Annotated in this window: 19 protein-coding genes; 3 read left to right on the forward strand and 16 right to left on the reverse strand. The window is 42.7% G+C overall.

Features of this window, described 5'->3' with window-relative positions:
- Window positions 1-436: 436 nt before the first annotated feature.
- From HWQ36_RS28680 to HWQ36_RS28690, 3 genes are all read right to left on the reverse strand, one after another.
- Entirely contained in the window at window positions 437-1,792 is a 1,356-nt protein-coding gene (locus tag HWQ36_RS28680; RefSeq protein WP_292709160.1) for a Rieske 2Fe-2S domain-containing protein, read from the reverse strand.
- Between the two features lie 72 nt (window positions 1,793-1,864).
- Window positions 1,865-2,008 (reverse strand): hypothetical protein, encoded by a 144-nt coding sequence (locus HWQ36_RS28685; protein ID WP_292709162.1) that lies wholly within the window; start codon window positions 2,006-2,008, stop codon window positions 1,865-1,867.
- A gap of 113 nt (window positions 2,009-2,121) precedes the next feature.
- Window positions 2,122-3,021: a LysR family transcriptional regulator gene (locus HWQ36_RS28690; protein WP_292709163.1), complete on the reverse strand. Its 900-nt coding sequence runs from the start codon at window positions 3,019-3,021 to the stop codon at window positions 2,122-2,124.
- A 109-nt stretch (window positions 3,022-3,130) separates the two neighbouring features.
- Between HWQ36_RS28690 and HWQ36_RS28695 the strand changes: the two genes are divergently transcribed.
- Window positions 3,131-3,994 carry an NAD(P)-dependent oxidoreductase gene (locus tag HWQ36_RS28695; RefSeq protein ID WP_292709165.1) on the forward strand — a complete coding sequence of 288 codons (864 nt, stop codon included), beginning with the start codon at window positions 3,131-3,133 and terminating at the stop codon, window positions 3,992-3,994.
- A gap of 77 nt (window positions 3,995-4,071) precedes the next feature.
- Here HWQ36_RS28695 and HWQ36_RS28700 read toward each other — a convergent pair whose 3' ends face one another.
- Window positions 4,072-5,127 carry a helix-turn-helix domain-containing protein gene (locus tag HWQ36_RS28700; protein ID WP_292709167.1) on the reverse strand — a complete coding sequence of 352 codons (1,056 nt, stop codon included), beginning with the start codon at window positions 5,125-5,127 and terminating at the stop codon, window positions 4,072-4,074.
- Between the two features lie 131 nt (window positions 5,128-5,258).
- Between HWQ36_RS28700 and HWQ36_RS28705 the strand changes: the two genes are divergently transcribed.
- Window positions 5,259-5,570 carry an antibiotic biosynthesis monooxygenase gene (locus tag HWQ36_RS28705; protein WP_292709169.1) on the forward strand — a complete coding sequence of 104 codons (312 nt, stop codon included), beginning with the start codon at window positions 5,259-5,261 and terminating at the stop codon, window positions 5,568-5,570.
- A gap of 75 nt (window positions 5,571-5,645) precedes the next feature.
- Window positions 5,646-6,752 carry a calcium-binding protein gene (locus tag HWQ36_RS28710; protein WP_292709171.1) on the forward strand — a complete coding sequence of 369 codons (1,107 nt, stop codon included), beginning with the start codon at window positions 5,646-5,648 and terminating at the stop codon, window positions 6,750-6,752.
- Window positions 6,753-7,137: 385 nt separating this feature from the next.
- On the opposite strand, the gene HWQ36_RS28715 is transcribed toward HWQ36_RS28710, so the two are convergent.
- The 12 genes from HWQ36_RS28715 to HWQ36_RS28765 all read right to left on the reverse strand — a co-directional run bounded on the left by HWQ36_RS28715 (window position 7,138) and on the right by HWQ36_RS28765 (window position 19,883).
- Complete coding sequence (locus tag HWQ36_RS28715; protein ID WP_292709173.1) at window positions 7,138-7,743, reverse strand: nucleotidyltransferase family protein; 606 nt, start codon at window positions 7,741-7,743, stop codon at window positions 7,138-7,140.
- Window positions 7,725-8,084 carry an XdhC family protein gene (locus tag HWQ36_RS28720; RefSeq protein WP_366829891.1) on the reverse strand — a complete coding sequence of 120 codons (360 nt, stop codon included), beginning with the start codon at window positions 8,082-8,084 and terminating at the stop codon, window positions 7,725-7,727. The genes HWQ36_RS28715 and HWQ36_RS28720 overlap by 19 nt, the downstream gene beginning before the upstream one ends.
- Before the next feature lie 62 nt (window positions 8,085-8,146).
- Window positions 8,147-9,304 carry an amidohydrolase family protein gene (locus HWQ36_RS28725; RefSeq protein WP_292709175.1) on the reverse strand — a complete coding sequence of 386 codons (1,158 nt, stop codon included), beginning with the start codon at window positions 9,302-9,304 and terminating at the stop codon, window positions 8,147-8,149.
- 1 nt (window position 9,305) lies between these two features.
- A complete protein-coding gene (locus tag HWQ36_RS28730) occupies window positions 9,306-9,743 on the reverse strand; it encodes an SRPBCC family protein (RefSeq protein WP_292709177.1) in 438 nt (145 codons plus the stop codon).
- A gap of 62 nt (window positions 9,744-9,805) precedes the next feature.
- Complete coding sequence (locus HWQ36_RS28735) at window positions 9,806-10,327, reverse strand: DMT family transporter (protein WP_292709179.1); 522 nt, start codon at window positions 10,325-10,327, stop codon at window positions 9,806-9,808.
- Between the two features lie 82 nt (window positions 10,328-10,409).
- Window positions 10,410-11,507: an NAD(P)-dependent alcohol dehydrogenase gene (locus HWQ36_RS28740; protein WP_292709181.1), complete on the reverse strand. Its 1,098-nt coding sequence runs from the start codon at window positions 11,505-11,507 to the stop codon at window positions 10,410-10,412.
- Between the two features lie 174 nt (window positions 11,508-11,681).
- Complete coding sequence (locus tag HWQ36_RS28745) at window positions 11,682-13,856, reverse strand: xanthine dehydrogenase family protein molybdopterin-binding subunit (RefSeq protein WP_292709183.1); 2,175 nt, start codon at window positions 13,854-13,856, stop codon at window positions 11,682-11,684.
- Between the two features lie 14 nt (window positions 13,857-13,870).
- Window positions 13,871-14,341, reverse strand: a complete 471-nt coding sequence (locus HWQ36_RS28750) for a (2Fe-2S)-binding protein (RefSeq protein WP_292709185.1) — start codon at window positions 14,339-14,341, stop codon at window positions 13,871-13,873.
- Between the two features lie 410 nt (window positions 14,342-14,751).
- The gene (locus HWQ36_RS28755) at window positions 14,752-16,182 is read right to left on the reverse strand and encodes a hypothetical protein (RefSeq protein WP_292709187.1); all 1,431 of its coding nucleotides are present in this window, start codon (window positions 16,180-16,182) and stop codon (window positions 14,752-14,754) included.
- Window positions 16,124-17,476 carry a hypothetical protein gene (locus tag HWQ36_RS28760; RefSeq protein WP_292709189.1) on the reverse strand — a complete coding sequence of 451 codons (1,353 nt, stop codon included), beginning with the start codon at window positions 17,474-17,476 and terminating at the stop codon, window positions 16,124-16,126. Before HWQ36_RS28760 ends, HWQ36_RS28755 begins: the two co-directional genes overlap by 59 nt.
- Before the next feature lie 319 nt (window positions 17,477-17,795).
- On the reverse strand, window positions 17,796-17,930 hold the full coding sequence (locus tag HWQ36_RS34465; RefSeq protein ID WP_366829893.1) for a hypothetical protein: 135 nt from the start codon (window positions 17,928-17,930) through the stop codon (window positions 17,796-17,798).
- A 711-nt stretch (window positions 17,931-18,641) separates the two neighbouring features.
- On the reverse strand, window positions 18,642-19,883 hold the full coding sequence (locus HWQ36_RS28765) for an ISAzo13 family transposase (RefSeq protein ID WP_292709191.1): 1,242 nt from the start codon (window positions 19,881-19,883) through the stop codon (window positions 18,642-18,644).
- Window positions 19,884-20,171 lie beyond the last annotated feature (288 nt).

Here is a 20,171-nt window from a genome sequence, read left to right on the forward strand (position 1 = left end):
CATGAATCAATTCCCGTAATAACCGATTGTGACAGTTAAGGGTGCGGAATGTGGGATATTAGGCTGACTTTTCCACATAACGTGAAAAGTCAGACAAAAACCTAACCCCCTAACCCCCAACCCGTGGCGGGAAGGGGGAAAATTCAAAGTCTCTCTCCTAAAAGGAGAGAGATTTAGAGAGAGGTTTTCCGGATGCCGTGAAAAACCAAGTATATTACGAAACGTAAATAGGCTTAAAACCCTTACTAATGACCCTTACGGGTGAGCCAGTCACTCATGGGGGAAACCCCCAAGACCGCGCCGCGCTGGCTCACCAATGACAACTTGCACTGAGCGGAGCCGAAGGGAGGACAAATGACAACCTTAGCCATTTAGCTTTAATTGCGCCAACCTACTTAGAAGGAGAGAGATTTTGAATTTCTCCCCAGTCAGGATTTTAGTGACGAGTGTAAGAACGCTCAAAGTGAGTTTTGAGTGTCTGAGCCATAGCGGATATCATAATTGCTGTTAGAGAAGCCGATATTGCTGCTATTCTGATTCTAGAATCATCTGCAAGTATCGCTACAGCAGCTAAAGCGATCGCTACCCCTATACAACTTTGTCTAACTTTATTTGTCACTTGATAAGCTTGATTGCAAGAATGACAAATAATTGTATGTTGCGAAAATCGGTCTAATGTTATCAACTTTTCATCGGATTCACTATTCCCGACATTTTTTGAGGTGGAATAACCTTGATAAAACGGCAAAGATGATCCAAATTTATCTAGCCACTTGCGATACTCAACCACAAAAGTATCAGATGTTTTGAGCGGTAAATACACTTCTTTGAGATTTTGTGCCAAACGTTCAATTTGTGCCTTTTGTTCAACAACTAATTGCAAATCACCTTCCAAGATTTTGTTTCTTATTAAGATGTGATCTAACCAGGGAGGCATCAGCTTGATTTTTTGGGTAAAAGAGTTACTATAATTTCTGATGAGAATCCGACATCTATTCTTACCTAGTGGAATTGAGTACAAGGCTGTGCCCCCAAACTTACCTTGCTGTCCATCAGCAAATTTGTAAAGAATCAAATTAGGAGCAATGAAATCTAAGGAAATCCAAGGCAGATTAGGTGTCCGTGTTCGTCGCCACCTTCCCTTAATTCCCTGAATGTTGCTCTCAATGACTTCTAGTTCCAACGCTTGGGCATCTTCTCGACTTCCCATGATGCCATCATGACTAATTGGAACATGAGCTGGGTCAATAATATTTTCAATAAAATAGCTTTGGTCGTAAGGTAGATCGCGTACATAGTCTAAGTTGAAGCATTCCGGCTTGCTCCAATCTGGCAGAGATGAAATCAGTTCATCAATAGCTGTTTCGGCTTCACCTGCCCACATCCAAATGATACCTTGACGTTCCAGAACTTTAAAGGATGGCACACAAGCATTTACCGGAATTTTTACATTGCTTGGTAACTGGGGAATGTGTAGACATTGACCATTATTTCCAAATTGCCAACCGTGGTATGAGCATTCTATTTTGCCGTCAATAATTTGTCCATCAGAAAGTCTAGCTGCACGGTGGGGACAACGGTCTGTTAAACAAACAAGCTGTCCATTCTGGTCTTTGAACAAAACGAAGGGTTCTTCATATAACGAAAAAGTATAAGGACGATCTGTAGGCAAATCTTGCAGAAAACAGACAGGATACCAAGATTCTCTCCAGTTAAATTCCTGCTGATTCTTAGGTGCTTCAAAGGTAGAAGTTGATGATGTCGCCTGTAGTGTCTCTGTTTCTAATGTCATCGTTTTCTCCAGGTTTATATCATTCTAACTTTTACTACAGATGGTTCTAGTACCGCAAGGCGGAAGTAAAAATTAAAAATTAAAAATGAATACAGCGTAAGCGTTTCGTTGATTTGGAATGGGTGGTTTATTTACGCCGTGTTGTACTAGTAGTATTGGTAAAGCGATCGCCACAGCTATAGCTGAGTTATACCAATTTAATGTAAAGTTGCACATATCTTGATCCCCCTAAATCCACGCCACTTGCTTCATTACAGCGCTTCGCGCATCCTGCGACTGGCGTGGGCTAGGGGGGATCGAATTCTATGCAGCTTCATAAAAAATTGGTATTAGGTAGCAAGGCATTTTTGTTTTAGAAAGTCAACCATGACTCGCACCTTATTTGGTAAGTAGGTTTGACTAGGATATAAAAGCCATGCGGCTGTCTCGAAATCCGTCGCAGTCACATGATACTTTGGAAACAAGTCAATAAGCCTTCCCTGAGCTATATCTTCGTCAATCAGCCAATTGGCTAACAGTGCAGGTCCCATACCAGCCAACGCACAATCACGAAGTCCTAAAGCATTTGATATCACCACATCGCCTTCAATAAATACTTCGCTGACTATTCCATTACCGTCACGGAATAACCACCTTGACCGGAAGTCTGGTAAAGTGAAAAGCAGGCACTTATGAAATCTAAGATCGTCTGGAACGTACAAGTACTTCTCACGCTCCAGGTAGGAAGGGTTAATGCACACTCGGTAATGCGTGTTAAACAACTTTACGCAGATAACACCAGTCTGAATGTTTGGCCCGAGACGGATCGCTAGATCAATGCGTTCAGATACTAAATCAAGATTTGTATCTGTTAGTAGTAGTTCGAGTTTGAGATCCGGAAATAAACCCCGAAATTCTGGAAGTAAGGGCACAAGATATTTATGACCAAACGCTACTGAGGTAGTGAGTCTCAAAGTACCGATAGGTTCAACACTGACTGCAAGGGCTTCATTACGTGCTTGCTCTAGCTCATCTAACAAGGCATCAACACGACACAGATAGACATTTCCGGCCTCAGTTAGGGTCATGTGCCTTGTTGTTCGCTGGAATAAGCGTATGCCTAATTCTTCCTCAAGAGAGGCGATGACTCGAGATACAGATGAAGGATCTATGTTATGGTCTCGGGCGACGGCAGCAAAACTTCCCCGGCGGGCTACTTCAATGAAAATACGTAAGCTTTCCAAATCCATTCTTGTATATTACGCACGAATATGATGCAATAGCAACTATTGATAGCATTTGATATATAGAGTAAGCTGATCTCCAAGAAAACAATCATGTCTCTAAGGAAATAATATTATGTCTATAGTTGCCGTACTTGGTATGGGTGCAATGGGGTCACTCATGGCCGCAGCACTCTTAAAGGCAGAGCATGAGGTCAGGGTATGGAACCGAAGTCCAGAAAAGACAGTTCCTCTTGTAGAGATGGGAGCTAAAGCTGCCGATACACCTCGTGCAGCCGTGAAGGACGCAGACTTTGCTATTTGTATGGTGCGAGATGACGACGCTTCAAGGGATGTATGGTTAAATCCTAATACTGGCGCACTGGCTGGCTTGTCTAAAAACTCCGTAGCTATTGAAAGCTCAACAATAACTATTGCTTGGGCAAGGGAACTCGCAAAGCACTGTTCTCAGGACGGAATCACCTTCTTGGATGCACCTGTAGCTGGCTCCCGGCCGCAGGCAAAAGCAAGCCAGTTAATTTACTTTGTTGGTGGTGATGCCGATGCTGTTGCAAAGGCAGAGCCAGTTTTAAAAGCTATGGGCAACGCCGTACACCATGCTGGGCCAAGTGGGAGCGGAGCAGCCGTCAAACTTGCTGTCAATACGCTGTTCAGTGTGCAAGTTGCAACTGTAAGCGAGTTGATCGGACTCATACAACGTTGTGGACTAGATGAAACCAAGGCGATCGAAATTATGTCCTCGACTCCGGTGTGTAGCCCGGCAGCTAAAGCAGCAGCGAGTGGAATACTGGCTCACAACTTCGCCCCAATGTTTCCTGTCGAGCTTGTAGAGAAAGACTTAGGCTATGTGTTCGATACAGCCAAAGTAAATGGTGCGTCGGTGCCGATGGCGGAAGCAGCTTGGCGTGTCTTTACGGAAGCTATCAAGCAAGGTCACGGTGATGAGAATATCACTGCTGTATCTCATCTATATCTATAGTTCTGTATTGCATAATAACGGGAAGCGCTGTAAGATTTATTTTCCCGATACTTTGACCCCTAACGCTCAACCCTTTGTCAATTGTTAAATTTAGAATTGCTGACTTGTTGCTGCATGACTTTATGATTCACGCCTGCATTTAGCAACGCTCGATAACCTGTTGGTGTCAGTCCAGTATAGCGGCGAAATAAACGGCGAAATACAGTTTCTTCTGAGAATCCTAATACCATAGCAATACTTTTTATGGGTTGATCGCTAGCTTGAAGTAATGTACAGGCACTCTCAATTCTTAAGCGGTCGATAAAAGCTTTTGGTGCTTCACCTGTAAGCTCCTTCAATCGACGATGTAACGTGCGCTCAGAGACTGCCATAGACGCTGCTAAATCTTGTACGACCAAACGTCGGTTGAGTGCATATCGAACAATTTGTTCAGCCTCAGCTAGGAATGGATCAGTAGCCATTAAGTAATCTTGTGGCACGTAAATACTTTGAAATCTAGGGACAGTATCTACAACTGCAAAATCAGCAGCAATCCTAGCGGTCTGAGCGCCAGCTAGGGAACGAATAACATGCAACGTAATATCTATCCAGGATAAAGGACCACCTGCGGTGATCACACGATCTTCAACCACAAACCCACTGCCCCAAGCGATATCAGTGGAGGGAAATCGTCGCTTGAACTCATAGTATAACCACCAAGTTGTGGTGCATCTCCGACCGTCGAGTAACCCTGCTTCACCCAATGCAAATGCACCACTGCAAGAGCCACAAACTAATGCACCGTGATGATGTTGATCGGCAAGCCATAACTGTGTAGTCTTGTCAGTTAGGCAGTATGGCAGATGCCCTTTTGAATCTGGTAAGAAACCAGGAATTAGCACTGCATCGCAATGGGAAATATCTCTCAGCGCAGCATTTACGTGGAATTTCTGCCCTTGACCATCCTTTATTGGAGACCCATCATAACTGGCAGTCAGGATTGTAGGTTCCCAAGAGTCCATTTTGACTTGCCCATCTTTGATACATTTAGCGAAACCAAGTTTAACCAGAGCTAGCATATCCGCAATTCCAGTCAAACCAGAAGGAAGAGCGCTATCAATTGCAGCAATGACAATAGTGTGTGCTAATACCATTGAAGGATATGGCGAGATACGTCCTTATTTTGTCTTAATTTACCACTTACTCAATACCTTTGTGGCACTTACAGTTATATACAACTGGCGAAAGAACGCCGATCGCTACTAAGGTAGACACGGAGAAAATAATGACACAAGTAAAGTTAGGAATTCTGGCACACTTGGAAGCCAAGCCAGACAAAGTAGAAGAGGTTCAAGACTTATTGACAGGAGCATTGCCCATGGCCTTACAAGAGGCTGGTACAAATACATGGTTTGCAATTAGGTTAGGTCCAACAACATTTGGTATTTTCGATACCTTTGCTGACGAGGGCGCACGCCAAGCTCACTTGAGTGGCAAAATTGCAGAAGCCTTAATGTCTCAAGCAGATAAGCTTCTAGCTTCCCCTCCTGATATCAAACAAGTTGAGATCCTGGTATCAAAATTACCAAAGATATAGATTTGATTTCTATTACTCACATATTCTTGTCCATGTGTTCGTTTTGAAGTTGTAGTTGCATTTACCGGAGTGATTATGTCCAGCCTTACTTTGTTCGGTACAGATGGTGATGACACATTTGTTCGGGTGATTACAGAAGTTAGAGATTTGACTATCTTTGGACTTGGGGGTAATGATTTAATTTTTGGAGGTGCTGGTAATGATCTGCTGAATGGAGGAGATGGGAATGATGTTATTCCAGCTCGCGCAGGAGACGATACTCTGCTCGGTGGTAAGGGCGATGATCTCCTCGCTGCTCAAGATGGAAATGACTACCTTGATGGTGGCGACGGAAACGATAATCTGATTGGAGATAATGGTGACGATACCATCATCACTGGTAATGGTGTTAATACTGTATTTGGCGGTAATGGTAGAGATGTTGTCTTCACATCTGGCACACTGAACACAGTCGCAACTGAAGATGGCAATGACCTTCTTCAAGGTGGTGATGGAGTTGACCTTGCAGACGGTGGAAATGGTAATGATACCCTCTTCGGTGGTGGTGGTGATGATGCAATAACTGGAGAGGGGGGGAACGATTTCGTCGATGGGGGACTTGGTAACGATATCTTGATTGGAGGAATTGGTAACGATCGGATTTTTGGACGAACAGGAAACGACCAGATATTCGGCAATGAAGGTAATGACTATCTTGACGGAAACTCCGGGGATGACTTTATCGATGCTACTTCAGGAGACGATTCCTTAGTTGGTGGTTCGGGGAATGACAGTCTTTTGGGGGGTCAGGGCAATGATCGGCTTAATGGAGGAAACGGGAATGATATTCTTACCGGGGTAGAACCTACTAATCCTGAGTTAGGTTTCGGTTCAGGTGAGTTAGACATTCTCACTGGTGGTGGAGGTAAAGATGTTTTTGTTCTAGGAAACGAGCTTTCTGTCTTCTACGATAGTAAAGGATTTACAGACTATGCTCTGATCACTGACTTTTCTAAGACGGTTGACTCAATCCAGCTTAGAGGGAATATCTCAGACTATCGTTTAGCTGATATAAATAACGGTTCTGTTACTTCCGGTGCAGGAATATTTTTCGGTGACAATGAGTTGATTGCAGTTCTCAAAGATGTTTCCTCTTCAGGGTTAGATTTAGCGAACGCTAGTCAGTTCACATTCGTTAAGTAGGTTGGCGCAATTAACGCTAACTGGCTAAGGCTGTCATTTGTAAGGGTTTTAAGCTTATTTACGTTTCGTAACATACTTGGATTTTTTCGCGCCAACTTACTTAGCTAGATATGAAAGGAATGTTAGTGCTTTGTGCATTTCTTAGCTTAATCGGGCAGAAGTCCCATATTCTATGCGTACTCAGATGAATATGGAATAGACATCTCCAGAAATTAATTATGCGTTGTCTGAAACCCTTGTAGAGACGTTACAATGCAAGGTCTCTACATTTTTTTGGAGATGTCTAATGAATGACCAAACGAAAACGGAGCAGTCCAAAGGTCTGCTCCGTTTTTGTCTACCTGCAATCTGCTGTATTATAAATGCTAAAATCCCGTCCCATTTTTTATCGAACAGAATTCTTCTTTAACAAAAGCTGCTCGTAATCATCTGGAGTATCTAAGTCGAATACACCTTCTGGGAAAGGAATTGCTAAAACTTCTTGAAGATATTTTTTAATTATATGTCTTGCACCCTCTGTACCACTGAGTGTAGTTAGTTTTGCAAATAAAGTGCGGTTAAATAATGCAGGAACACCTAGAGTGTTTGCATATTGTGAAGCAACGATTGGCTTAAGAGTAGTTTCGTGAACTTCAACAAGTTGATTGATGAGTTGAGATGAAATAAAAGGTTGATCGCATACCATCAAAACAACAGCTTTTACTTCTTTGTTGATTACATTCAGGGCTTCTATGCCAACACGAATAGAGGTACTCATTCCCTGACTGAAAAGTGGATTTTCTACAATATGTACTTGTTCTGAGTTAATCTCTGGTTTGATCCGTTCTGCGTATGACCCTAATACAATGATAATTGGGTGGCAAACTGAAGCGATCGCCACTTGAACTATATGCCCAATCAAACTCTGTTCACCGTAACGTAGAAGTTGTTTTGGCGTTCCCATGCGAGTGGATGCACCAGCAGCAAGAATAATTAGACCGACATCAGACATTTAATTTCCTCTCCATGAATTGAGCCAAGTTTTGCCCTGAGCATTCCACCAGCGCGATTTGCCAGCACTGCTTGAATTTCTGCGACGATTGAGAGTGCGATCGCTTCCGGTGAATCTGCACCAATATCAAGACCCACAGGAGCATAAAGACGTTGCAGTTGTGCATCTTTTGGGGCAAAGCCCTCAGATTTGAGGTCTTGTAATAATCGCTGAGTGCGGCTTTTAGGGCCGAAAATACCAATGTAGGATACAGAAGATGGTAACAAGGTTCGCAGAAAAGGAAAAGAGACAATGGAGACAAGGAAGAGGGGGAGACAAGGGAGAGACTTAATTTTAATAATTCCCCATTCCCTCTGCCTTTCTTCGGTAAATGCTTGTAGTGGTGATTTGTCTTTAGCAGTTTTTAAGAAGAGGTTTTCAGTTTAAACAAATTTTCCGCGTTCAGATGGTATATTTTTTTTCTATCGAGATCGCTCATAGGTGTATTATCTATACCTTCGACTGCTTTGGCTGTCGATTCATACGGATAGTCAATCGCAAACAATATACGGTCGGAACCTAATACTGAAAGCGCAAACGTCAAAGCTGGAGTCCAATTTACTCCGCTAGTGGCAACAACGAAGTTATCCATGAAATATTCGCTTGGTTTTTTTTGCCGCTTTTTTACTCGACTTGAATCATCCATTTTTGTCCAAGTTTCAGTAGCAAAACGATTGTCAATACGAGAAAGCCAAAATGGTATCCCTTCGCCCAAATGCCCTAGAACAAACTTAAGTTTGGGAAATCGATCAAATAAACCGCTTAGGATTAAACGCATCGCGTGGGTGCTAGTCTCCACAGCAAAGCCCCAACCAGCACCTTCAAGACCGTAGGAGAGAAAAGGTTTGATCATCTCTGGAGAAGGTGTCCTTGGATGCAAGTAAATTGGTATATCTAATGCTTGGGCAGCTTCAAACAGTACCCAATACTTTGATTGATCCAAGTACTCCCCCTGAGTGTGGGAATTAATTATTGCACCTTTCATACCCAGAGATTTTACTGCTCTTTCTAACTCGCGGGCGGCCTCATTTGGTGCTTGGGGTGCTACTGCGGCAAGTCCGGCATACCGATTTGGGTAAGCAGAGATGAATTCAGCTAGTTGATCGTTGCTCTTTTTGGCAAGATATACTGCTTTGTCGGCACTAAAAACTTGAACCCCTGGCGAGGTAATTGACAATATCTGCATATCAATTCCATATTGATCCATGTCACGAATGCGACTAGCTCCCACATTCAGGAGGCGATCGCGGATCTCTTTAGTTGCAGGGCTACTCAGAAACGGTTTGTACAATTTTTGGAATCCGGGTTCTTTTTCGGCATCGGTGACAAGGAGTTTGCGCCACTCGTCGAATAATTCTGGTGTTGCAAAAGCCTCCTCAATGGCAATTTTTTTGAAAGCACTTTTGCTCAACTTAGTAGTATCGTTAGTAACTGGGGATGCGGCTGTCGCCAACGGACTTACCACCGCACCGATGGACAGATCCATTGCTGTTTTCAAAAATGCTCGTTTGCTAAAATCCATATTACCTGCTGAAAGTTTTGTTCAAGGCATCAAAACCAACTTGGAATACTTGTTCTAGATTCTGCCGCAATTTGGGTTCTTCTTCAGGCAAGCATTTAAAGTCGGCGAACCATTCGATATAAGTGCGATCGCCATCTGTGATTGGTAATAGCCGGATAGTACAAATGTAGTCTTCCATAGGCTGATTAGGCTCTAACAGCAAATAGGTGCAGATATGTTTTTGATCGTCAAGTCCTAGCAATTGCTCCCGTAGGGTCAGCTTATCTTCACCATTAAAACTACGGATACAGCCTATTTTGTCGCTAGGCTCACCATTTTCTATCTGGCTGTCGATTACAGACGGATACCAATCAGGTAGGCCATTAAAGTCCCGTATTTTCGCCCATACCTGTTTAACCGATGCATTGATTACAGAACTGGTTGTAACGTTTACTAGCATTTCATTCCTATACTAACTCTGCGGTTGATGGATAAGATTATTGTTACTAACGGCTATGTTCCTTAAAGACTGGCACGAAAGGTTTTAAGGACGCTAGGTAGCCAACTGATTTCTTTAACATTAGAAAATGTGACTAGCCCTACACCTGCGATCAAGAAGATGATACCGGCAATTTTTTGGAGCGAAATCGGGTCTTTAGGAGATTCTAAGATACCTAGATGGCTGACCACTGCTGCCATCACCACTTGACCCAACACAAACAAAACAAAGAAAGTACTAGCTCCTAAACGGGGAATCAAAGTGGTGGTTCCGAAGACTAACAAAGCACTAAAGACACCACTGAGATATAGATGTATGGGAACATTTTTGAATTTTGAAGCGATCGCTAACCCATCTGTATTTGATGTCAAAAGCAAGGTTATGGACAAAGCTATCAGGGTGGTGGCCAGACCCATGAAAAAGAAAGCTATATTGGCTAGAATTGGCGAACCTACATACCGAGCCACTGAGCTATTCATTGGCAGATAGATTGGGGTAATGGCTCCCATCAAGAAAGCACCTAATAGAAATACTATAAATTGCATGACTTAAATTTCCTTTTCTTTGTTGTTAACTTCAAAAGCCGTAAACGACAGAGGATTATTGAACAGGAGTCAGAATTCTTCTTCAAGACATTTTCAGGACTGGCTTGATCGCCTTACCCGCTTTAGTATCTGCGACAGCTTTGTTGATATCCTCAAAATCGTAAACGGTAATTAAACGTTCAAAGGGAAAGCGCCCTTGCTGATTTAATTCCAGCAATGTTGGCAAAAACGTATTTGGTACAGAAGACCCCTGAATAATTCCCCGCAAATTTGCTGCACGTTTAAAGATTTGCGTTGGTGAAAACGGATATTTCTCGCCAAAATGGGGTGCGATTACCATGCCACATTCGCCACCAGTGGCTAAACAGTCAATGGCATCATTGAGCGCTTGCTCATTTCCAGAGGTTTCCAGGGTATAGCGAACACCGTGAGGCGCAATTTCCTTGATTCGTTCCGCAACTCTGCCATCTTTGGCATTCAATACATGGGTTGCACCCAACTCCAGCGCCAGATTTAAGCGTTCTTCCACTACATCGATCGCAATCAATGGCCACGCACCGACTAGTTTGCCTGCCATAATGGCACTCAAACCGACAGCACCAGCACCGAAAACCGCCAGTCCGTCTCTGGGGCCGACTTTAAAGGTATTGAGAATAGAACCTGCCCCAGTTTGCACTCCACAGGGAATGGCTGCCAACATCTCGGCAGCCCAATCGCCTTTCACTGGCACGATATTGCGCTCCACTGTAATCGAGTGGGTAGCAAAGGAGGACTGCTGAAAAAATGCGCCGGAAATACTTTTTCCGCCCAACTTAATGGTGTGAGAGCCGTCTAAGCGAGTGCCGCTAAATCCCAAGGGAATGTGACGATCGCAAAAATAAGGCTGACCCTCCAAACACCCATGACAAGTACCACACCAGGGATAAGAGATAATTACGCGATCGCCTGGTTTAACTCGGCTAACTCCCGATCCTACTGTTTCTACTATCCCTGCACCTTCATGACCCAACACAATCGGCATTTTCATGAGATTTTGTGCCACAAAATCTGTATGGCATATACCGCTTGCTTGATTACGAACCAATATTTCGTTGCTGCGTAAATCGTCGAGTTCAATAGTCTCGAATGTAAATTGCCCTTGGGGTTCGTGGACTACAGCAGCAGTTGTCGTTGTGGTCATTTTGCCTCCTGGTTTGTATACATCTAAGTGGGTTGGCGCAATTAAAGCTAACTGGCGGAAGCTGTCATTTGTCCTCCCTTCGGCTCCGCTCAGTGCAAGTTGTCATCAGTCATTAGTAAGGGTTTTAAGCTTATTTACGTTTCGTAACATCCTGATTTTTTCGCGCCAACTTACTTATGCTTGCTTTAAAATTTCAGTGTTAATCGGTAATCGCCGAATTCGCTTGCCTGTTGCCGCAAAAATCGCATTACATACCGCAGGTGCGATCGGTGGCGTGGAAATTTCACCCACACCTTTAGGTTTTTCAGTGTTATTAACGATATAAACTTCCACCTTTGGCATTTCATTCATACGTAATGTAGGATAATCATGAAAATTACTCTGCTGCACACGACCGTTTTTAAACGTAATTTCTCCATACAATGCGGCGGATAAGCCATAAACAATGCCCGATTCCATTTGCGCCCGCACAGTGTCGGGATTGACTACAATGCCGCAATCAACCGCGCAAACTACTCGGTGAACACGGGGCTGTCCGTCGGCGGTGACGGATACTTCGGCAATCTGGGCAACAGTGCTGCCAAATGATTTATGTAGGGCCAGCCCTTGGTAAACACCCGTGGGCAACTTGCGTCCCCAACCAGCTTTTTCAGCAGCGAGTTCTAGAGTGGTTCGGTGTTGTGGCTGATCGGCCAGCATGGAAAGCCGGAATTCTACTGGATCTCGCCCAGATGCGGCGGCCAATTCATCCAAAAAAGACTCGACAACAAAGGCAGTGAAGCTGTGACCAACAGAACGCCACCACAGCACTGGCACACCATTATCAACAGGGTGATGGTCTACCAGTTGGTTGGGAATTGCATAAGGGTGATCTGCTCCTTCAATGGAAAGATGATCGATGCCTTCATGAATCAATGTCTTCTCAAACGGAGTACCTTTGCCAATTGATTCACCAATCAATCCGTGAGACCATGCAGTAATGTTGCCATTTTGATCTAGTCCGGCTGCAATTTTGCTGTAATGCAATGGACGGTAATAACCCCCACGGATATCGTCTTCCCGAGTCCAGATCACTTTTACCGGCTCACCAATAGTTTTAGATAGTTGCACTGCTTCTTTGACGTAATCTCCGTGGGGATTAGAGCGTCGTCCAAAGGAACCCCCTAGTAAAGTTGTATGAATCCGAACTTGTTCGGGCTTCAGTCCGGTAATTTCACACGCTGCTTGTTGATCGGTTGTCTGCATCTGTGTGCCAGTCCAGATGTCGCAACTATGCGATCGCACATCAGCAACACAGTTCAATGGCTCCATCGGAGCATGGGCCAAGTAAGGTGTTTCGTAGACTGCTTCCAGCTTTGTAGCTACGGCATCAAGTGCTGCTGTTACTTCGCCTATCTTTCTGACAACCAGCCCTGGACTGTTTGCTAGGTCGGCATATTGGTGCAGCAGTCCTTCTGATGAAAGCTCGGCATTGGGACCTTCATCCCATCCGATTGTGAGGGCATCACGCCCTTTTTTAGCCGCCCAGAAGCTATCAGCCACAACTGCTACACCCATCTGGAGCGCTACTACATATTTCACGCCCGCAACGGCTTTGGCTGCCTCAGCCTCAAAATGCTTCAAGCGACTGCCAAACACCGGCGGACGCGCAATCAAGGATATTAGCATTCCGGGAACTTGGACATCGATTCCGAATACCGCTTTCCCCTTAACCTTGTCAGCAGTGTCCAAGCGCTTTATTGGTTTACCAATGAGTTTGAATTCACTCGGTTTTTTGAGTGTAACGTTCTCTGGCACTGGCATTTGCGCGGCGCGATCGGCTAATTCTCCAAAAGATAAGCGGCGATCGCTAGGTGGATGTAAAATATAACTTTTTTCAGCAACACAACTCCTTGGTGATACATCCCAGGTTATGGCAGCCGCAGCAATCAACATCTCTCGTGCTGTAGCACCAGCAAGCCGCAGTTGATCCCAACTAGAACTAATGCTAGTGCTAGCGCCGGTGGCTTGATAATTTTTCCACACTGTATGGTCATAGTCGGGATGCAGGGGGGCAGATTCAATGCGAATTTTGTCCCAATCGGCTTCGAGTTCTTCAACAAGTATCATGGGTAAAGAAGTATAAACCCCTTGCCCCATTTCCGCTTTATGCACAATAATCGTCACGGTATTATCCGGGAGGATACGGATAAATGCGTTGGGCTTTGACAGGGGCTTTGTTTGATTAACTGGAGAGGTGGCGGCTTGCACGCGGCTAGTTGGTGACAGATAAAACCCAAGAAACAAACCTGTTCCCACTGCACCAGATGCTTTCAAAAAACTGCGCCGCGTAGTTGTATTGTTTTCCATCCTGGCAAACCTCCTTAACTTTCGTGACTCAAAAACTCGGAAGCTCTATGGATGGCGGCTCGTATGCTTTGATAAGTACCGCAACGACAAATATTACCAGACATCGCATCATCAATATCGGCATCCGTAGGTTGGGGATTTTGAGAAAGCAGCGCCGCCGCAGCGAGTATCTGCCCCGACTGACAATATCCACATTGTGGTACATCAAGCTCCGTCCAAGCTCGTTGAACTGGGTGATCGCCGAACTGCGAAAGTCCTTCTATAGTTAAGATATCTTGATTGATACTTGCCGACACTGGTGTAACACATGAACGAATAGGAATACCGTTGAGATGTACTGTACAAGCACCGCATTGAGCCATACCACACCCGAATTTAGTACCATTTAGCCCAAGATGATCCCGAAGCATCCATAGAATTGGAGTGTCTTCTGTGACATCAACCTCTCTATTTTCTCCGTTCACTTTTAAATTGATAGTTGCCATATTAATTATTAGCCTCTTTTTAACTATCTATATTTCTATTAGAAATTACGCACTGGACAAAGAATTCTGTTATGTATCAACGTAATTTAAGAAGAATTCAGGAGCGGAGCCTGAGACGCTCCGCCTTTGATCGGAATTAATACTTCAGCTACGCTCAGTAACCATCAGTTGGGGATTCAGACCGGCGCAGGTCTTGTTGACCACCAAATTTTCTTGTTTTATGGGGGTGCAAAACGCCGATGATTCATCCACTTTTCAGTCAGAATTCTGACTCCTGAATTCTTTTTTCATAGGAAATACAGTCCTGCTATAGGGGCAATTCATGAATTTCCCCTACAACAGATGTGGTTTTCAAATCATCTATTGAACTTTACCAAAACTGTGAACCATGAATATGATTTTCCAAGCTGTTACTTGTCAATGTGAACCTTTTGGAAAAGTGGCGTATCACAAGACCCAATAGGACGCATTCGCAACCCAGCTTCAATCAGCGCAAACACGGTCTTTGGTGAATTTATTGCGGTTGACTCAGGATTATCTTGAAAACTACCGATCGCATTTGGCAGTCCGATTTCTGGACTAAACAACATATCCAATTTGCCTATTCTATCGAATGCAGATAATGAGTATGCCGCCACCATATAACTGGAGCCATAAGTACTTTTGAGATAATGGTCTGAACCGAATATCTGTGCTGCACTATTCGAGAATATTGACAAAATACACGGATGAAGTATGTTAAGGCATCCTAACTGACAAGCCAAATGAATCAAGTAAGTGCATCGTAAATAAGCATCAACTCGGAAGCCATCTGTTGATTGTATATATCCTTCCATACACTTATGAAAGAATGTGATTACATCAGGCACATAGACATCAAGCACTCCGAGATTATCTAATGCATAGATAAAAAATGTTATTTGCGAAGCCTGTGAAGCAGGCGAGAGCGCATGATAAAGCGATACAGCTTGTTCTACCCAGTCTCTCTTATAAGTTAGATAATCAGGACAATCTAACACGGCAATTGCATTGAGGATTAGCGAGAGTGGAAATAGATAGTAATCTGATCCCTCATGAACTCCATCTGAATCTCGTGTCAATGATTCATTTAACTCCGAATCAAAGATATCTAAAAGAGTCTGAAGATGATTTTGCTCTCCAGTACATACTTGCTCTCTGCAACCGATGATAGCCAGGACGGAAAAAATAATCGCGGAACCTCTACCACGGTAAAAGATATCAGAGATAGTTGTAGCCAATTGCAAAGCTATATCAGTATAGATATCCCCATTTTGCTGCTGTAATCCTAGCAAGTCGGTAAACTCTGCCTGCCCTACGGCTAAGAGCAGATTAGCGAACAGCTGTAATTGCTCATAACGAAGCTTATCGCTGGATAAATTCAATTCTGCGACTTGCTGTAATGCTCTTTTTAGATGCCAATGAACAAGATGTCGATAGGGTTCAAGCTGACCAACCTTAACTAAACTTTCCGTTAATAAAGCACAAGCACGTGCGTACTGCCAAGGTTCGCTGGGTAACTGGTCGATCGCGTTTTTAAACTCATCATGCGATCGCTTATCTAAAGATACAGCTTCACATGTTGCAAGGATGCCATTAAGCAAATGATGTGCAAATCCATGATAACTAATGTTGGTTTTTCGAGATAGCGCCAGACTTATTTTGAGCAACCGCTCTGATTTATCTGGTTCAAAGCCTGTTGCTTCCTGCCCAATCCCTAAGCCGTGAACGCACCAGTGCCAAGGGGTTGGAAAAATCCGTCGTTCATTTAGCAGCCCTTTGAAACGCTGGCGCTGACCGTTCATCTGACTGATTTTCGGCATAATCTAAAGGTAGTTTTCCTGTTACTGGTTCGTGGTTGAAAATCTTTAAATCAGGAACCGGGATGCCGTGGAATTCATCTATCTTTCCTTCGAGCATATCTAGAGTTAAATTCAGCCACTTAATGCCTTCAACGTAAATTGCTAATGGACGCTTTTGCTGATGTGCATTGTCGATCAAAATACCATCGTTGTTCTTACTGAAGTGGTACGGGGGCATTGCCATAAAGTGGGTACCCATCAGGAAAACAAAACGTATGAGCCAGTTGGGATCGTTCTGATTTACATCTGAATCTGGATTGTCCAACTTCCAAGCAGCAGTCATAACTTCGCTGAAATGTTCTTCTATCCCACTGTATGCAAGTTCGTATGGGTTTTCCTCATCAAACGCGAGCAAAATATGGGGTATTTCTCTGTGGAGTTGGTAGGCAAGATCAAAATGCTCACCGTGAATCTTATCATAGTTGCCGAGACTATTGTGCCAGGGCTTGTTGTCGTACATCGGATCGTCCGCATTAGTATCAACACCGTTCTCATAAAATCCAATAGCACGTGGATCGAGAAAACGAATCTCTATATCTTCAGCAGTAAACGGAGGGTTTGTGACAGAGAAGTTGTCATATTGTCTCAACAATGGCTCGATATTGCCAATTTTGATATTCTCCGTATTAGTATCGCCCATAACCAGAGAGTGGAACTTCGGCTCTAGAATCGAATGGTAAATTGGATTTTCTCGAAACTCTCTGAGCAGACGAGGCAAGTTACGCATTCTCTTGCCGTTAATCATAATGTCTTCGCTTTTTAGCAGGCTGTCACTGAAAGTTATCGGTGCTGTCTCCTGCGCGAGAGCTAGACGCTTTTCGATTTTGGTGAAATACGATTGCTCTAAAGTAGGCTGCGACATTTTGCGCCGATGCTGACTGTGAATCTTTTCATTCAGCAGCCGGAAGATTACGCAATAGAGTGCGGCTACAATTTCCTTGGACGGATTACATCTTCTGACAAACTGGCTAACTTCAATGCCAGCAACAAAAGTCATGTCGTAAATATATTCGTAGATTGTAGATCCATCCTCTGTTACTGTTTGTTCGCGCTCAATCACATTCAATACTTGAGGAAAAAGAGGCTTAACTAAGTCTGGCAGATTCATCAAGTATTGAGTCTGACTTTTAGCTTTCGCACAAGGAGGCAACATTACATTAGTGCCTTCCCGTCCCCATTTTGGGGTAATCAGACGTTCACTTAACACCTTACGGACAAATTTTCCACTACCTGGTTTTTCTAAAAAGAGGGTCATAGATTCGCTTCCTCCATATCCAAATCCGAAAAAAGTCTCATCAGAATTTAGATAATTAGTAAGCTCATCTGGAGTTAGATGCTTAACAAGTACATCGCAATATTCAAGTAGATCGCAATGTTGTTGAGAAAGACTCAAAGTATCACGCATAACTTCTAACTTGTTCGCTTCACGATTGTGTTTTGGTTTAGTCTTTTGAAAAGACTGATTTTGGTCTTTCATAAATCTTTATGTGTTATGGATTGCAATAACTAATTTGCCTTTACCACCCTTTGGTCTGTCTACTTCCGTACCACCATTCAAGGCGTGATTTCCAGCATCACCTTCCAGGTCTATCATTGCCATCACCACCATTTAAAAAGTCTATGCCATCAACTCCAAACAGTAAGTCTTTACCTGCATCTCCAAAAACCCGATCATCTCCTGTACAACCAACTATTAAATCGGTAACGATTTCACCATAGAGTGTATCGTTACCATATTCACCAGTAAAAAGTCATCCTCACCACCACCATAAACAAAGTCATTACCGACTTAAAACTATTGCTTTTGGAAAGCTAATAATTAAGAAATTACTAGCGTTACAGGATTTCTAAATCGGGAATTGCTCTCATTAAATGGAGCTATTTGGTTGAAAAGACAAGACTGATAATCAGGACTAGTAGTAAGCAATGCTAACCGTGTAATTTTGGTTTAACTATTGTTTACTATTGCGAAGTTCATGTTTACAATACTACAGTAGCACAACTAAATATGACTATTCAAGCAAGATTGGTCTATTAGTAATCGCGCAGAAATAACTTACTTCTTTTAGAAGCTTGTTATTTTTTTTAAAAGATGTTCAGGTTAGATATGTATAGAAATATCGGTAGATTATAATTGGGTTGAGATTGCCAAAAATGACATTCAAGAAACCGAACAGTTTTGCATCCGTAAAAAAAGAGTAGTCTATGATATACTCTTGCAAGAGTCTAAAAAAGTTCATCGCTTTTGATAACTTATAAAGTAAAATTATGAATCAGCCAGCGCAAACACATCTAAATATTCACGGATCTGATAAGAGTCTAATTCACCAAGGCTCTTATTAAATATGACTTCCAGGAAACTAAATTTTATTTTCTACAGGAATAATAATCGTTATAAGGAGAAGTTATAACCATATTTATTAGGAGTTAGAGAAGTCCAAAGAATTTTGAGGTAAAAATCGGTAGTTCCAATCATCATGAAATTCAGATTTTTGTAGATGTACTTTTGACAATTCTTTGTCAATGACGTTCATGTCTATCCGATCATTATTTTCATCAGGTGGATTTTCAAGTATCAATTCTTTATTGGTGGTAGTAGTACTAATCAGATTAATTACTACTTCTTTAATAGTTAGTGGTTTACCTCTCCAGTTTTCAGCGATTAGATAGAACATCCGATGTTCTATTTTGTTCCACTTACTTGTAGCAGGCGGAAAATGTGCAAACTGAATGATCCGTCCAAATTCGTTAGCAAGTTTCTGGAGTTGGGTCTTCCATAACTCTAAGCAATACTTGTCGGCCTCACTACAGTCTGCTGTAATCAACAATTCTGTAGCATTTTTGTAAATTTCTTTGCCCATATCTTGCCACCATCGATGAATTGACTCAACAGCAATTTCTACGGTTTCATTATTGATGCTTACATTTACCCACTCCTGGTTTGTAGTCAAATTATAAACTTCATCTGGAAGAACTTTTAACAGTTCTTGCTCAGAAAAATGATCGGTTTCATACTTGATAAATTGTTTTTTTAATTGCCATTCCTGGGCACTGTTATTATAGTTTTTAATAGCTTTTCTTTTATTGACACCAAGTGAAATTATGAGTTGGTCACGGGCTTGAAAATTTTCCACTTGATCGGAAATATATTGAAATTGAATATTCCGGTCAGAGTGAGAGTCTCTTTCTTTAGTTTTACGCTTATTTTGTAGCTCGTAACCAAGTTGATACAATAAAGAAGCAACTTTTCTAGCACTTATTACATGACCCTTATTTCGCAATTTTTCAGCTATTTTTGTGGTGCTTTCACAAGTCCAACGTAGAGGTGATTCTGAATGTCCACAACTCACTGGTTGAATTAATGTCTCCAGGTCTGGAATTAAGGTTTGGTCAGTATCTAGCAGACGTTTTCTACCACCTCCTTTAGATCGGATTTTCTCCTTAAATGGGGGGTTTTTTGTTTGAGTATCTGGCTCAATTTCAAGTTCACGGATTCCAACTCGAATCGTTTTTGGTGACAGACCTGTTGCTTGAGAAACTTGCGTAATCCCACCTCTACCGAATGCAGTGGCTTCTGCCGCAGCCCACAGACGTATTGATCTTTCATTCAGATGAGGATAAAGGGAATCAAACTTACGTTTGAGAAACTCTTTTGCTGACATATCATCAATCCTCATATCTTAAACAGCTAGAAACTTATCAGATATTGTTTAAGAATTTATGCAAATTTCGTCAGTCAATGGACGAATGCCACTAAAAAAAGTTGAAAATTCAAACAATTTGTAATGCTTGCATAATTGATGGCAGAGTTTAGCGATATTTTATATTTATGAACAGAGAAAAATAAAATGTTGACCGAAATGCTTATTGAGAAAAGCTATAAGCTTGTCTTCATAAGCATTCCAGGTATTTTTGCTATTAAGTAGTGGATGGGTTAGGCGATCGCTCTC

It is taken from the genome of Nostoc sp. NMS2 (assembly GCF_017115105.1).
Taxonomy (GTDB): domain Bacteria; phylum Cyanobacteriota; class Cyanobacteriia; order Cyanobacteriales; family Nostocaceae; genus Nostoc.